Annotated in this window: 15 protein-coding genes; 4 read left to right on the top strand and 11 right to left on the bottom strand. The window is 70.9% G+C overall.

Going from position 1 to position 14632, the window contains the following annotated elements:
• Positions 1-76 precede the first annotated feature (76 nt).
• A complete protein-coding gene (locus tag IF29_RS0116895) occupies positions 77-1183 on the top strand; it encodes an AI-2E family transporter (protein ID WP_051725413.1) in 1107 nt (368 codons plus the stop codon).
• Positions 1184-1201: 18 nt separating this feature from the next.
• Here the strand turns inward: IF29_RS0116895 and IF29_RS0116890 are convergent, their stop codons facing one another.
• The 3 genes from IF29_RS0116890 to IF29_RS0116880 form a co-directional block, all read right to left on the bottom strand.
• Positions 1202-1597, bottom strand: coding sequence for a YidH family protein (locus IF29_RS0116890; protein ID WP_030255240.1), 396 nt, complete (start codon positions 1595-1597; stop codon positions 1202-1204).
• Positions 1598-1634: 37 nt separating this feature from the next.
• A complete protein-coding gene (locus tag IF29_RS0116885) occupies positions 1635-1997 on the bottom strand; it encodes a phage holin family protein (RefSeq protein WP_051725412.1) in 363 nt (120 codons plus the stop codon).
• A 145-nt stretch (positions 1998-2142) separates the two neighbouring features.
• Positions 2143-2610, bottom strand: coding sequence for a DUF7144 family membrane protein (locus IF29_RS0116880; RefSeq protein ID WP_030255237.1), 468 nt, complete (start codon positions 2608-2610; stop codon positions 2143-2145).
• A gap of 212 nt (positions 2611-2822) precedes the next feature.
• On the opposite strand from IF29_RS0116880, the gene IF29_RS46055 reads away from it, so the two are divergent.
• Entirely contained in the window at positions 2823-2993 is a 171-nt protein-coding gene (locus IF29_RS46055) for a hypothetical protein (RefSeq protein WP_157623783.1), read from the top strand.
• Here the strand turns inward: IF29_RS46055 and pflA are convergent.
• From pflA to IF29_RS0116850, 4 genes are all read right to left on the bottom strand, one after another.
• On the bottom strand, positions 2980-3792 hold the full coding sequence (gene pflA, locus IF29_RS0116865) for a pyruvate formate-lyase-activating protein (protein ID WP_030255234.1): 813 nt from the start codon (positions 3790-3792) through the stop codon (positions 2980-2982). The two genes, IF29_RS46055 and pflA, sit on opposite strands and share 14 nt — an antisense overlap.
• 9 nt (positions 3793-3801) lie before the next feature.
• The gene (gene pflB / locus IF29_RS0116860) at positions 3802-6075 is read right to left on the bottom strand and encodes a formate C-acetyltransferase (protein WP_051725411.1); all 2274 of its coding nucleotides are present in this window, start codon (positions 6073-6075) and stop codon (positions 3802-3804) included.
• A 101-nt stretch (positions 6076-6176) separates the two neighbouring features.
• Positions 6177-8837 (bottom strand): bifunctional acetaldehyde-CoA/alcohol dehydrogenase, encoded by a 2661-nt coding sequence (adhE, locus tag IF29_RS0116855; protein ID WP_051725410.1) that lies wholly within the window; start codon positions 8835-8837, stop codon positions 6177-6179.
• A gap of 133 nt (positions 8838-8970) precedes the next feature.
• Complete coding sequence (locus IF29_RS0116850; protein ID WP_030255227.1) at positions 8971-9198, bottom strand: hypothetical protein; 228 nt, start codon at positions 9196-9198, stop codon at positions 8971-8973.
• Between the two features lie 407 nt (positions 9199-9605).
• Between IF29_RS0116850 and IF29_RS0116845 the strand changes: the two genes are divergently transcribed.
• Positions 9606-10847, top strand: a complete 1242-nt coding sequence (locus tag IF29_RS0116845) for a S53 family peptidase (RefSeq protein WP_030255225.1) — start codon at positions 9606-9608, stop codon at positions 10845-10847.
• Positions 10848-10953: 106 nt separating this feature from the next.
• On the opposite strand, the gene IF29_RS0116840 is transcribed toward IF29_RS0116845, so the two are convergent.
• Positions 10954-11631: a TetR/AcrR family transcriptional regulator gene (locus IF29_RS0116840; RefSeq protein WP_030255222.1), complete on the bottom strand. Its 678-nt coding sequence runs from the start codon at positions 11629-11631 to the stop codon at positions 10954-10956.
• Positions 11632-11750: 119 nt separating this feature from the next.
• Between IF29_RS0116840 and IF29_RS0116835 the strand changes: the two genes are divergently transcribed.
• Positions 11751-12308 carry an NAD(P)H-dependent oxidoreductase gene (locus IF29_RS0116835; RefSeq protein ID WP_030255220.1) on the top strand — a complete coding sequence of 186 codons (558 nt, stop codon included), beginning with the start codon at positions 11751-11753 and terminating at the stop codon, positions 12306-12308.
• 172 nt (positions 12309-12480) lie between these two features.
• On the opposite strand, the gene IF29_RS0116830 is transcribed toward IF29_RS0116835, so the two are convergent.
• The 3 genes from IF29_RS0116830 to IF29_RS0116820 form a co-directional block, all read right to left on the bottom strand.
• Positions 12481-13302 (bottom strand): pentapeptide repeat-containing protein, encoded by an 822-nt coding sequence (locus IF29_RS0116830; RefSeq protein WP_030255217.1) that lies wholly within the window; start codon positions 13300-13302, stop codon positions 12481-12483.
• Between the two features lie 106 nt (positions 13303-13408).
• Positions 13409-13708, bottom strand: coding sequence for a DUF6295 family protein (locus IF29_RS0116825; protein ID WP_030255214.1), 300 nt, complete (start codon positions 13706-13708; stop codon positions 13409-13411).
• A 38-nt stretch (positions 13709-13746) separates the two neighbouring features.
• Positions 13747-14508: a dienelactone hydrolase family protein gene (locus IF29_RS0116820; protein ID WP_030255211.1), complete on the bottom strand. Its 762-nt coding sequence runs from the start codon at positions 14506-14508 to the stop codon at positions 13747-13749.
• Positions 14509-14632 lie beyond the last annotated feature (124 nt).

The raw sequence follows: 14632 nt of genomic DNA, 5'->3' as shown, positions 1-14632 counted from the left end.
CGATGGCGACTCCTCAGCGCGGCACAGTGATGCCGAGGAACGGCCTCACGGGCGGGCGAGGGCGGGCGGGCACCCGATGAGCGACATCGGCGAACCGCCCCCGGTCACCGCCAGGCCGACCGGCCACCCCACGATGATGTCCGCCCTTCCCGCCCAGGTGGTCAAGGTCACCGCCTGGACGATCTCCGGGCTCGTCGCGGCGGGGGCGCTCACCCTGCTCCTCCTGCTGGCCTGGGTGTTTCGGGTCGCGGTCATCCCACTGGTCGTCGCCGTGCTGGCCACGGCCCTGCTCGACCCCGTACTGCGGCTGCTGCTGCGGCTGGGAGCCGGACGCGCGCTGGGAGCGGCGGTCGCCTGCGCCGCCGTCTGCGCGGTCGTCGTCACGGCGGTGTTCATCGTCGCCCACACCCTGGCCAGCAACGCGGAACGCCTGCTCCAGGCGCTGCTCCGCGCGCCCGGCCGGTTCGACCAGGGGACCGTTGCCGATGTGGTGCGTTCCGTTGCCGGCGGACTGCGCGGGCTGGGCGGGCATCTTGGCCGTGCCGTGGCAGAGGGGGCCTTCCACGGGATCAGCGTGGCCAGCCAGTTGGTGACCGGCGGGGTGCTGTCCCTGGCCATCACCTTCTTCCTGCTCCGGGACGCAGATCGGATCCCCGCGGTCCTGGACCGAGTGCTGCCGACGGCAGTCGCGCGGCCTCTCCTTCGGGCGCTGCGCGGCGGCTATCTGGCGATCGCCGGATTCATGCGGGGTACGACGCTGATCGCTCTAGTGGACGCGTTCCTGATCCTGGTCGGACTGCTGATCCTGGACGTCCCGGGAGCCTCGGGACTGGCCGCACTGGTCTTCGTCGGAGCCTACGTCCCCTACGTAGGGGCGTTCCTGTCGGGCCTGACCGCGGTCCTGGTCGCGCTCGGCGACCGTGGGGTGGGAGTGGCGCTGTGGACCCTGGGGGTGGTTCTCGTGGTGCAGTTCGTCGAGGGCACGTTCCTGCAGCCGACGGTGCAGAGCAGGACCGTGGCCATGCATCCGGCGCTGGTGATGCTGGCGGTCACGGCGGGCTTCAGCGTCGGCTCGGTCCTGGGCGCGCTGCTGGCGGTGCCCCTCGCGGCTGCCTCGTATGCCGTCGTCGCTGAACTGCGCCGGGCACTTCGCGAGTCCCCGCAAGGGGCTGCGGCCCGGTGACCCGGTGTCAGGCCTGGCTCACGGTGCGGTGACAGCCGCGCTGACGCAGATGAGGACGGCCAGCACCAGCATGGCCAAAGCGATCAGCGGCTGGTACCCGGACCGTCCCAGCGGCTGGCGCAGGCGCATCCGGTGCTGGACTGAGCGCCAACGGTGGTACCCCACCAGGACTGTGGCTATGGCGAGGGCGATCAGGTAGGCGGCCAGAGCCAGCCGCAGGGCAATGGGGGTGGCCTGGCCGAGCTGGACGACGGCCAGCGAGCCGGCCAGCAGGGCCAGGCTGGTCCGGGTCCAGGCCAGGAAGGTGCGCTCGTTGGCGAGGGTGGCACGGTAGTCCGGTTCCTCGCCCTGCTCCTGCCACGGCCCTTCGGTGCCGGCTGACTCCGGTGTGGGCGGGCGTTCTCCGGTGGCCATGCGTTGCCTCTCCCTTTCGCACTGTGGCCTGGCCCAGCTAGGGCGATCCGTCGGCGTGTCGCCGGACCAGCCGCACGGCGATTCCGACCACGGACATGATCAGCGCGGCCCACAGGGCGGTTCCGAAGCCGTGGATCTGCAGGTCGGAGGTGACGAATGCGGTGACCTTGAGGGTGATCGCGTTGATCACGAACAGGAACAGGCCGAAGGTGATCCAGACCAGTGGGCGGGCCAGGGTCTTCAGGAAGCCGCCGAGGACGAAGTTGATCACGGCGAACAGTACGGTCGTCCACAGCACGCCCAGCAGGCCACCGTGGAGGGTCATGCCGGGCAGCAGCCAGCCGCACAGCAGGAAGGCGGCGGCGAGCGCGAGCAGGGAGACCACACCGTGCTTGATCATGAAGGTCTCCTTCGGAGCGCCGCGCCGTCTCGCCGCAGGGAGAACGGGCCGGGAGACGGGTGTGGTCGGGGGTGTGCCGGTGCGCCGGCCACGGGCGCCGCCGGCGGGGGAGTCGGGCCCATCAGGCGCAGCGACTGACGTAGTGTCACAGCTCGTCGCTGCTCCGGATGCTGGCCAGGCCCCAGATGATGAACACGTCCACGGCGATGACCGCCAGGGACCACAGCGGGTAGTAGGGCAGGAACATGAACTGCAGGACCAGGCTCACTGCGGCCAGGAAGACTCCGCTCCAGCGGGCCCAGCCCTGCCCTGCCAGGACACCGGCGCCGACGGCCACCAGCAGCACGCCCAGGGCCAGATGCAGCCAGCCCCAGGTGGTGAGGTCGAAGCGGTAGACATAGCGGGGGGTGGCGACGAACAGGTCGTCCTTGGCGATGCCGGTGATGCCCTGCAGGATGCTGATGGTGCCGTTGCAGAGCATCAGGACAGCGGCGAAGACCGCTGCGCCCGCAGCCAAGGGGCTGCGGCGCCGGCCCCCGGGCCGGAGCGGGGTCTGGTGCGTCTCGTCCTGGGAAGGAGGATTCCAGCTCGGTCCGGAGGCGGCGGAGGACATGGGGGACTCCTGGGTTCATGGGTGTCAGGCCGGCGCGGCGGCGTCGCCGATGTGGTCGGCGCCCGGCACGGTGAGCAGGACGATCATGATGGCTGCGTTGTGGTCGACCATCCACGCCTTCCAGTTGCCCAGGTGGCCGGCATCTGCCCGAACGCCCGACCCATTGCGCTCACGCTCCTCGCGGCCCGTGACGGTCGCGGGACTCCTGTTCCATGCTGCTGAGTCCGCCCGGGTCTGCATCCCGGGTGGGCCACCCGGGCGAAGGCGGCGCCCCCGCGCTTGCACCGGTCGCGCAGTCGGGCGAACTGCGCTGCGTGCTGGTCGTCGACGACTTCGACGCGATGACCGGCGCAGCCATGTGGGACGACGTCAGACGGCGCTGAGGCCCTCCGCGGCGAAGATCGCGCGGGCCGCGGCGACCTGGGCCGGGGTGGGGGAGGGGGTGTCGGTCAGCGGGAAGCGCTGGCCCAGGGCCTCGTACTTGGCGGCGCCGAGCTTGTGGAAGGGCAGTACGTCGACGCGGGAGACGTTGCCGAGCGAGGCGGTGAACGCGGCGACGCCGGCGACGTTGTCCTCGGGGTCGGTCAGGCCGGGGACCAGGACGAAGCGGACCCAGACCTCCTTGCCCAGGTCGGCCAGGCGGCGGGCGAAGTCCAGGGTGGGCTGCAGCGGCCGGCCGGTCACCCGGCGGTAGAGGTCGCGGTCCCAGGACTTGATGTCCAGCAGCACCAGGTCGGTGTCGTTCAGCAGCGAGCCGGTGGCCCGGCTGCCCAGGAAGCCGCTGGTGTCCAGCGCGGTGTGCAGGCCCAGCTCGTGCTTCCAGCGGTGCAGCAGTTCGCCGGCCATGACCGGCTGCAGCAGTGGTTCGCCGCCGCTGAGGGTGGCGCCGCCGCCGGCCGCGCGGATGAAGTCGCGGTACTTGGCGGCCTCGGCGACGATCTCCTCGGCGGAGCTGCGCCGGCCGTTGCGCATCCTCTTGGTGTCGGGGTTGTGGCAGTACAGGCAGTCCAGCGGGCAGCCGGACAGGAAGGTGACGAACCGGGTGCCCGGTCCGTCCACTCCGGTGGAAAGGTCCCAGGAGTGGACGGAGCCGGTCACCGACCGCCTGGTGGCGGCCCCGGCCGCCGTCGCCGCTGGTGAGGCGACGGCCGGTACAGGGGGCAGGAGGGTGTGGGTGGTCATGACGGGACCTCAGATCTCGCCGTGGAAGGTGCGGTTGAGCACGTCCAGCTGCTGCTCGCGGGTCAGTCGGACGAAGTTGACGGCGTATCCGCTGACCCGGATGGTCAGCTGCGGGTACTCCTCGGGGTGCTCCATGGCGTCCAGCAGGGTCGCCCGGTTCAGCACGTTGACGTTCATGTGGAAGCCGTCGGCCGCGGTGTAGCCGTCCAGCACGCCGGCCAGGTTGCGGATCCGCTCCTCGGGGGTGCGGCCCAGGCCGTCCGGGGTGACCGTGTTGGTCAGCGAGATGCCGTCCTCGGCCTCGGAGTAGGGCAGTTTGGCCACCGACAGGGCCGAGGCGACGTAGCCGTGGGTGTCGCGGCCGTTCATCGGGTTGGCGCCGGGGGAGAAGGGCTCGCCGGCGCGGCGGCCGTCGGGGGTGTTGCCGGTCTTCTTGCCGTAGACCACGTTGGAGGTGATGGTCAGCACTGACTGGGTGTGCTCGGCGTCGCGGTAGGCCGGGTGCCTGCGCACCTTGCGCATGAACTCCTCGACCAGCCACACCGCGATGGCGTCGGCCCGGTCGTCGTTGTTGCCGTAGGCCGGGTAGTCGCCCTCGACCAGGTAGTCGGTCACCAGGCCGCTGTCGTCGCGGACCGGGGTGACCTGGGCGTACCGGATCGCGGACAGCGAGTCGGCGGCCACCGAGAGCCCGGCGATACCGCAGGCCAGGGTGCGCTTGACGTCCCGGTCGTGCAGCGCCATCTCCAGGCGCTCGTAGGCGTACTTGTCGTGCATGTAGTGGATGACGTTCAGCGCGTGGACGTAGACCTCGGCCAGCCACTCCAGCTGGGTGTCGTAGGCGGCCATCACCTCGTCGTAGTCCAGCGGACCGGTCCCGGTCAGGGCCCCGCCGGCCGGGCCGACCTGGGCGCCGGACTTCTCGTCGCGGCCGCCGTTGATGGCGTAGAGCAGGGTCTTGGCCAGGTTCACCCGGGCGCCGAAGAACTGCATCTGCTTGCCGACCGGCATCGCCGAGACGCAGCAGGCGATGGCGGTGTCGTCGCCGAAGCGCGGGCGCAGCAGCTCGTCCGACTCGTACTGGACGCTGGAGGTGTCGATGGAGACCTGGGCGCAGAACTCCTTGAAGCCCTGCGGCAGGGCCGGCGACCACAGCACGGTCATGTTGGGCTCGGGGGCCGGGCCCAGGTTGTAGAGGGTCTGCAGGTAGCGGAAGGAGGTGCGGGTGACCAGCGGGCGGCCGTCTTCGCCGATGCCGCCGATGGACTCGGTCACCCAGGTCGGGTCGCCGGAGAACAGCTCGTCGTAGTCGGGGGTGCGCAGGAAGCGGACGATGCGCAGCTTGATGATGAAGTCGTCGATGATCTCCTGGGCCTGAGCCTCCGTCAGCTCGCCCGCCTCGATGTCGCGTTGCAGGTAGACGTCGAGGAAGGTGGAGGTGCGGCCGAGCGACATGGCGGCGCCGTTCTGCTCCTTGACCGCGGCCAGGTATCCGAAGTAGAGCCACTGCACCGCCTCGCGGCCGTTGCCGGCCGGGCCGGAGATGTCGTGGCCGTAGGCGGCGGCCATCTGCTTGAGCTCGCCCAGGGCGCGGATCTGCTCGGCCAGTTCCTCACGCAGCCGGATCGTCTCCTCGATCGAACGGCCGCCCGCGGGCAGGGCGTTGAGCTCCTCCTTCTCCGCCCGCTTGGCCTCGACCAGCCGGTCCACGCCGTACAGGGCAACCCGGCGGTAGTCGCCGATGATCCGGCCGCGGCCGTAGGCGTCCGGCAGGCCGGTGACGATGCCGGCCTTGCGGGCGGCCCGGATCTCAGGGGTGTAGGCGTCGAACACGCCGGCGTTGTGGGTCTTGCGGTACTCGGTGAAGACCCGCTCCAGCTGCGGGTCGACCGGGTAGCCGTAGGTCTCCAGGGCGCCGGCCACCATCCGCCAGCCGCCGTTGGGCATGATCGCGCGCTTCAGCGGGGCGTCCGTCTGCAGCCCGACCACCAGCTCGCGGTCCCGGTCGATCCAGCCGGGGGCGTGTGCGGTGATGGTGGACGGGGTGGCGGCGTCCACGTCCAGCACGCCCTTGCGGCGCTCCTCGGGGAACAGGTCGGTGATCTTCTTCCAGACCGAGCTGGTCCGCTCGGTGGGGCCGGCCAGGAAGGCCGCGTCGCCCTGGTAGGGGGTGTAGTTCTGCTGGATGAAGTCACGGACGTCGACGCTGTCGCGCCACAGTCCGCCCCGGAACCCCTTCCAGGCGGCGTCCAGGGGAGTCGACACGGTGCTTGCGGTGGTCATGTTGCTGCTCCTTCGTCCCGGTACCTCAATTGTGAATCTGTTCACAAGCCTGGGGGAGAAGACAAGGTCCCCAGGATCGGGGACCTTCGTCCTGTCTCCGGTCAGGCCCTGGTGCCGTAGTAGGCCTGGCGCATCAGCTGCTGCATGTCGGCCAGCATCGGCATCCGCGGGTTGGCGGGTGCGCACTGGTCCTCGTAGGCGTTCATCGCCTGCTGCGGCAGCGCCGCGGTGAAGGCCGCCTCGTCCACCCCGGCCTCGGCGAAGGAGCGCGGGATGCCGACCCGCTCGCGCAGCTCCTCGACCGCGGTGGCCAGCGACTCCACGCCCTGCTCCGGGGTGGCGGCTGGCAGCCCGAGCACCGTCGCGATCTGCTGGAACCGCTCGGGGGCCGCGTAGCTCTGGTACTTGGGCCAGGAGGTGACCTTGCCGGGCGCCGAGCCGTTGTAGCGGATCACATGCGGCAGCAACAGCGCGTTGGTGCGTCCGTGGGCGACGTGGAAGGTGGCGCCCAGGGTGTGCGCCATGGCGTGGACCAGGCCCAGGAAGGCCGAGCCGAAGGCCATGCCGGCGATGGTCCCGGCGTTGTGCATCTTCTCCCTGGCCACCGGGTCGTTGGCGCCGTCGGTGACCGCGCGCTCCAGGTTCTCGAAGACCAGCCGGATCGACTGCAGCGCCAGGCCGTCGGTGAAGTCGTTGGCGTAGACCGACACATAGGTCTCGATGGAGTGGGTCAGCGCGTCGAAGCCGGAGTCGGCGGTGACCGCCCTGGGCATCTCGGTGGTCAGCGCCGGGTCGCAGATGGCCACGCTGGGGGTCAGCGCGTAGTCGGCGAGCGGGTACTTCTGGCCGGTGGCGGTGTCGGTGATCACCGCGAAGGGGGTGACCTCGCTGCCGGTGCCGGAGGTGGTGGGGATGCACACCAGCTTGGCCTTCTCGCCCAGGTCGGGGAAGGTGAAGGCACGCTTGCGGATGTCGAAGAACTTCTCCTTGAGGTCCGCGAACACCGTCTCCGGGTGCTCGTACATCAGCCACATCACCTTGGCCGCGTCCATCGGCGAGCCGCCGCCGAGGGCGATGATGGTGTCCGGGCGGAAGGCCCGCATCAGCTCCGCGCCGCGCTCGACCGTCTCGATGCTGGGGTTGGGCTCGACGAAGTCGACCACCTGCACCTCCACCGGTTCGCGGCGGCGGGCCAGCATCTCCTGAACCCGTGCCAGATTCCCGATCTGACGCATCGTCGAGTCGGTGACGATCACCGCTCGGCGCACGCCGCGCATATCGGCCAGGTATTTGATCGAGTTGCGCTCGAAAAAGACCTTGGGCGGGATCTTGAACCACTGCATATTGGTGTTGCGCCGGCCGATCCGCTTGATGTTCACCAGATTCAGCGCGGTGACGTTTCCGGACACCGAGTTGTGGCCGTAGGAGCCGCAGCCCAGGGTCAGCGAGGGCATGAAGGCGTTGTAGACGTCGCCGATGCCGCCCTGGGAGCTGGGGGCGTTCCAGATCACCCGGCAGGCCTTGACCGCGTGCCCGAACTCCTCGGCGAAGGCGGCGTCCTCGGTGTGCACGGCGGCGCTGTGGCCCAGGCCGTGGAACTCCACCATCCGCTCGGCCAGCCTCAACCCCTCGGCGCGGTCGGAGGAGCGCAGCACGGCCAGCACCGGGCACAGCTTCTCCCGGGTCAGCGGCTCGCCCTCGCCCACGAAGTCGGCCTCGGCCAGGATGACCGAGGTGTCCTCGGGCACGCTGAAGCCGGCCGCCTCGGCGATCCTGGCCGGCGCCATGCCCACCACGGCGGGGTTCAGCCGGGCGCCGGAGCAGGCGGTGCCGTTGCCGACGCCGAAGATGTACGACTCCAGCAGCGCCTTCTCGGCGGCGTCGGCGACATACGCCTTGAGCTTGCGGAACTCGCCGAGCGCGGCGTCGTAGACCTCGTCGTCCAGGATCACCGCCTGCTCGGAGGCGCAGATCATGCCGTTGTCGAAGGACTTGGACAGCACGATGTCGTTGACCGCGCGCTTGAGGTCGGCGCTCTTCTCGACGTAGGCGGGGACGTTGCCCGCGCCCACGCCCAGGGCGGGCTTGCCGCACGAGTAGGCGGCCTTGACCATGGCGTTGCCGCCGGTGGCCAGGATCGTGGCGACGCCGTCGTGGTTCATCAGCGCGGCGGTGGCCTCCATCGAGGGCCGCTCGATCCACTGGATGCAGTGCTCGGGGGCGCCGGCGGCCACGGCCGCGTCGCGCACCACCCGGGCGGCCTCGGCCGAGCAGTCCTGCGCGGAGGGGTGGAAGCCGAAGACGATCGGGTTGCGGGTCTTCAGGGCGATCAGCGCCTTGAAGATGGTGGTGGAGGTGGGGTTGGTGACCGGGGTGACCCCGGCGACCACGCCGACGGGTTCGGCGATCTCCACGATCCCGTCGATCTCGTCGCGGCGCACCACGCCGACGGTCTTCATGTCCGCCATGGAGTGGGTGACGTGTTCGCAGGCGAAGATGTTCTTGACGGCCTTGTCCTCGAACACCCCGCGCCCGGTCTCCTCGACCGCCATCTGGGCCAGCCGGGTGTGCTGGGAGAGTGCGGCCAGCGACGCCTTCCTGACGATGTGGTCGACCTGTTCCTGGGTGAATGCGCCGTACTCGGTCAGGGCCTTCTGCGCGGCGCCGACCAGTGCGTCGACGGCCAGGGCCGGCTCGGAGGGGGCCGGCGCGGAGGGGGCCGACCCGGTGGGGGCGGGTGCGGCCGGTGCTGACTCAGTCATTGCAGATCACCTCAGGGATGCCGTTCGACATTGGTCTATACCTCTAAGGTGCGCTTGCTCCCGGTAAGCGCACCACGGGCCAATGTCGGCTCCTGACGGGACCTATGTCCTGGCAGCCGGTGTGCCGTGCGGGCTACGTCCCGGGATACCAGGCCAGGGCGTGTGCCTCGGCGAGGGTGTCCCGGACCTGGATCCGGTACCTGACGGCCTGGGCCGGATCGTTCTCCACCAGCGCGGCCGCGGCCAGCGCCGCCGCCGAGGTCGCCCAGGCCAGTAGTCGGACCGCGTCCTGGCGGGAACTGTCGCTCAGGGTGGCGTCCGGAAGATCGGCCGCGTGTTTGGCCAGCAGGATGGAAAGCACGCGCAGATGAGTGCGGGTGGCACTCGGGCTGGGTAGGGGGTCTGGTGCGTGACGGCCCACGGCGGTCTCCTGGGAAAATTGACGTGTACTCTGCCTATCCTTTCGCATATGCGATAGGCACGTGCAGGAACTGAAGAGAAAGTGTGCAAGCGATCAGAATTTTCTGGGGGATCTTGAGTTCCCCCGCTGAACGCTTTGTGCTGCCTTCGAGTTGACGGCGGATCGGCCGTCCTGCGCCCTGGTGTTTCGGTGATGTTTCCGAAGTAGTTGTCAGGAAGTTGAGAGCCCGCTAGGTCTTGTCTGAGCACGGACACCTCACCTAACGTACTCGCAGTTGCCACCCCGGACCGGGGAGGCAAGCTCTCCCGCACGCCCCCGGGCACACCCCCATCTCTGGAGGCAGTACGTTGCGTACCATCCCGAACTCCCGCTCCTCCCGGCGCGTCGCGCTCCCGCTGCTCGGCTCGACGGCCCTCGCCGTGGCCGGCCTGCTCGGCGCCGCCCCCGCCGGAGCCGCCACCGCGCAGTCGTCCCACACCAGTTGGGTGCGATCCTGCGCCGTGATCCACACCGCGGGTCAGATGGCCTGTAACGCCCTCCGGGTCACCAGCACCACCGAGCACGTCAACGCGCTCGGCATCACCCCCGACGCCACCCCCTCCGGCTTCGGCCCCAGCAGCCTGTTGAGCGCCTACAACCTGCCGGCCAACGGGGGCGCGGGCCAGACCGTCGCCATCGTCGACGCCTACAACGACCCCAACGCCGCCTCCGACATGGCCGTCTACCGCTCCCAGTACGGACTGCCGGCCTGCACCGTGGCCAGCGGCTGCTTCAAGCAGGTCAGCCAGACCGGCAGCACCACCTCGCTGCCCGCCAACAACTCCGGCTGGGCCGGCGAGATCTCGCTGGACCTGGACATGGTCTCGGCGATCGCCCCCAATGCCAAGATCATCCTGGTCGAGGCGAGCAGCTCGTCGATGGCCAACCTCGGCAAGTCCGTCAACGAGGCGGTGGCGCTGGGCGCCAAGTTCGTCTCCAACAGCTACGGCGGCTCGGAGTCCAGCTCCGACACCTCCTACGACAGCAGCTACTTCAACCACCCGGGCGTGGCCATCACCGTCAGCTCCGGCGACTCGGGCTACGGCGTCGAGTACCCGGCGGCGTCCAAGTACGTCACCGCGGTCGGCGGCACCTCGCTGAAGACGGCCTCCAACTCCCGCGGCTGGACCGAGAGCGTGTGGTCCACCAGCAGCACCGAGGGCGCCGGCTCCGGCTGCTCCAAGTACGACGCCAAGCCGACCTGGCAGACCGACACCGGCTGCTCCAAGCGCACCGTCGCCGACGTCTCGGCGGTCGCCGACCCGGCCACCGGTGTCGCGGTGTACGAGACCTACGGCGCCTCCGGCTGGGTGGTCTACGGCGGCACCAGCGTCGCCTCGCCGCTGATCGCCGCGGTGTTCGCCGACGCGGGCACCCCGAGCGCCAGCTACCCGGCGGCCGACCTCTACGCCCACACCTCGTCGCTGAACGACGTGACCACCGGCAGCACCACCAGCTGCTCCCCGGCCTACCTGTGCACCGCGGAGACCGGCTACGACGGCCCGACCGGCCTGGGCACCCCGAACGGCCTGACCGCCTTCACCGGCTGACGCACCGTCACTGAACAACCCCCACCGGCAGGGCCGGGTCGCGGCGCCGAGCGCCCCGACCCGGCCCTGCCGTCATCCGGCCACAGCGCTCATTAGGACGCGCTCATCAGGACGGGCTCAGCGGCGCCACCGCCCGGGCCACCAGCTCCCGCCAGCCGGCCTCCAGTCGCTCCAGGGACATGCCGCGCTGCGTGCGCAGGTGGTTGACCAGGGCCGGGTCCAGATAGCCGGCCAGGGTCTGGGCCACCAGCTCGACATCGCCCACCGCGCCGGCCTGCCGCAGCAGCATCGCCACATGGGTGACCCGCAGCACGCCGCCGGGGACGGTGTAGCGCCGGCTCGCGCAGGCGTCCGCGGCCAGGTAGAGGTCCATGCTGCAGAGCAGATGGCGGATGGTGGCCGCACCGAAGGCGTCCAGCCGCTCCAGCGGCTCGGCGCCCGGGCCCAGCGGCGGCGGGCCGAGCAGGTAGCCGCGCTGGTACTCCTCCTCGGCGTGCTCCAGCAGCGCCAGCATCAGACCCTCGCGGTCCCCGAAGCGCCGGAACAGCGTGCCCTTGCCCACGCAGGCCGCGTCGGCCACGGCCTCCATGGTCACGTTCTGGGCGCCGTGCTCGCGCACCAGCTGGGTCGCCGCGTCCAGCAGCCGGATCCGGTTGCGGGCGGCATCGGCGCGCTCCCGCGGCGCCTGCCCCAGGACGGGCAGCTCGTTGCGGCGGGGCTCGGCGGAACAGGGCGACGGCATCTCGGCGGGGAGCTGGGTGGGGTGGGGGAGCTGCGCGGTCATACCCCTAACGATAGACCCGATCCAGGAAAAGTGGACTCAGGTCCGGTTTCCGTGCTACCACTGTACCGGACCACAGTCCACTTCCGGTGGACGCCCTGCCCAACCTTCAGGAGCACGTCATGTCTGTTCGCGTACTCGCCCTCGTCGGCAGCCTCCGCGCCGGTTCGCACAACCGTCAGCTTGCCGAGGCCGCGGTCAAGCACGCCCCTGAGGGCGTCGAGGTCGTCATCTTCGAGGGTCTTGCCGACGTCCCCTTCTACAACGAGGACCTCGACGTCGAGGGCTCGGTCCCCGCCGCCGCCACCGCGCTGCGCGAGGCCGCCGCCCAGGCCGACGCCTTCCTCTTCTTCTCCCCCGAGTACAACGGCACCATCACCGCCGTGCTGAAGAACGCCATCGACTGGCTGTCCCGCCCCTACGGCGCCGGCGCCCTCAGCAGCAAGCCCACCGCAGTGGTCGGCACCGCCTACGGCCAGTTCGGCGGCGTCTGGGCCCAGGACGAGGCCCGCAAGGCGCTCGGCATCGCCGGCGCCAACGTGCTGGCCGACGCCAAGCTCTCCATCCCCGGCTCCGTGGTGCGCTTCGCCGAGCTGCACCCGCAGGACGACGCCGAGGTCGTCGAGCAGCTCCCCGTGGTCGTGGCCCAGCTCGCCGAGGCCACCGCGGTCTCGGCCTGATCCACGCCGATCGGGCGCTCCCGCGCCCCGGGCCCCGGCGGGCCCGGTTCCGCAGCACGCGGACCGGGGCCGCCGGGGCCTTTCGCCATTCCGGGTGCCGGGTGCTGGGCGGGGGGTGCCGGGCGTGGGGTGCTGCCGGGTGCGACTGCCGCCGCGCCCGCCGACGCGAGGATCACCAGTGCGCCGGGCGCCGCATCGTCGCCGGGAGGACCGTCGCGCCGTCGCCTCTGGCCGCGTCCAGCTGCGCCTGCACCAGGAACAGGGCCCCGGTCAGATCCGCCCCGCGCAGGTCCGCGTCCCGGAAGTCGGCACCGATGACATCGGCGGACCGTAGATCCGCGCCACGCAGGTCGGCCCCGACCAGCAGCGCCCCGCGCAGATTGGCCCCGCGCAGTCCGGCCCCCTTCAGCTTCGCCCCGATCAGGTCCGCCCCACGGTGGTCCCGCCCGCGCCCCGGCACGGCGGCCCGCACGAGTTCACTCGCCCGGAGCAGCAGCGGGTTGACGCTGCCTCGGATCGCGGTCACGTCCAGCCCCGGCAGGGTGTCCGCTGCGCCCAGGGTGAGCTGCTCGGTCGCCGCGAAGGCGGCCCGCAGCTCGGCGTGGACGGGGGCGGCCGCCGGCCAGGACAGCGCCTCCGCCAGGTACCGCAGCAGCTCGTGCAGGTCGCGCATGACCGGGAACACCGCGAACATCCGCCGGGCCGCCCCCGGGTCCTGCCGCCAGTCCCGCCCCAGGAAGGTGACCTGGGAGACCCTCTGGCCCGCACCGAAGCAGTCGTAGACGGTGCAGCCCTTGAAACCCTGCTCCCGCAGCCGGGTGTGGATGCCGCAGCGGAAGTCGTCGTTCAGGTTGGGGCAGGCCCGGCCGGCACCCTTGTCGATCGCGAAATCCGCCGAACGCGCGAACGCGGGCACGACGCAGCAGAGCGCGAAGCAACTGCCACAGTCGGCCCGCAGCTCGGCGGGGTCAACGGTTCCTGACGCTGCTGACACGGTGCGGTCACTCCGGGGACGGGACGGGGGCGGGGTGGGGGCGTGGACGGGGCGGGCGCCCACCCCGCACTCTAACCGCAGCCCGGCACGCCGACCGCAGCCCGGCCTACCCCTGGGCGGCCGGGACCGGGTGCCCTCCGTTGATCGAGGCCAGACCGGGCGGGGCCGAGGCCAGCGCCGCACGCAGGGCCTCGATCAGCGCCAGCGCGCCCTCCTCGGTCAGCTCCACCGCGACGCGCGCGGAGGGGCCCAGGTCCGGGTTGAGGAAGTCGACGTTGACGGTGTGTTCGTAGGGGGCGTGCTGCGGGTGGTCGACATAGACCATGGCCCGGGTCAGCGGGAAGTAGCCGCCGGCGCCCTTGCCGCTGCCGGTGATGTCGACCTGTTCGGTCAGATAGGTGCACATGCCGGTGTCTCCGTTGTCTGCGTACGGTGGGTGGGGGTTCAGGCAGCGGTGGAGCCGGCGCCGGCGAGGTTGCGCCCGAAGAAGTCCAGGACCAGCTTCCAGCCCTCCACCGCCGCCGCAGGACGGTAGGAGGGGCGCTCCACGGCGAAGAAGGCGTGCCCGGCGTCCTCGAAGGTGTGGAACTCGTACTCCTTGCCGTACTTGCGCAGCAATCCCTCCAACTCCTGGGTGGCGGCGGGGGAGGGGTGCTGGTCCTCGGCGCCGAACAGCCCCAGCAGCGGGCAGGACAGGTGCTCGGAGAGGTGTCCGATCGGGCCGGTGCGCAGCGGGAAGCCCTCCGGGGTGGGCTCGATGACGAACGCCCCGTAGCAGTCCACGGCGGCCTGCAGGTCCAGGCTGCACCCGGCCAGGAACGCCTGACGGCCGCCCGAGCAGTAGCCGATCACGCCGACGTTGCCGTTGCTGTTCGGCAGCCCGCGGAGGTAGGCCGCAGCCCCGGCCACGTCCCCGACCAGCCGCTCGTCCGGCACCCCGCCGAGCGAGCGGGCGGTGGCCGCGGCGTCGTCGGGGTCGGCTCCGGGGGCCTCCCGGGTGTAGAGGTTGGGACAGACGGCGTTGTACCCCTCGGCCGCGAAGCGCCGCACGATCTCCTTGCTGCCCCGGTCGAACCCGGGCATGTGGTGGAGCACCACAACCCCGCCGAGCGGACCCGGCTGCAGCGGCCTGGCCGCGTAGGCCTCGATCGCGTGGCCGTCGGCACCGTTGATGGTGACGGTCTCCGCCAACACTGCGTCGTACATGGTTGCGCCATGCCTCTCTGAACGTCGTCCCGATGACTGACCCCCGTCGTTCGTTGAGTATGCCAACCGAACCTGCGAGCCCACCGCGACCCGGCGCGTGGCCCCGCTGCCTGTCAGCCCTTCG

It is taken from the genome of Streptacidiphilus jeojiense, from assembly GCF_000719095.1.
In the GTDB taxonomy this organism is placed as follows: Bacteria; Actinomycetota; Actinomycetes; order Streptomycetales; family Streptomycetaceae; genus Streptacidiphilus; species Streptacidiphilus jeojiensis.
The sequence above is the reverse complement of the archived record's forward strand: the minus strand, read 5'-3'. Positions and strand labels throughout refer to the sequence as shown.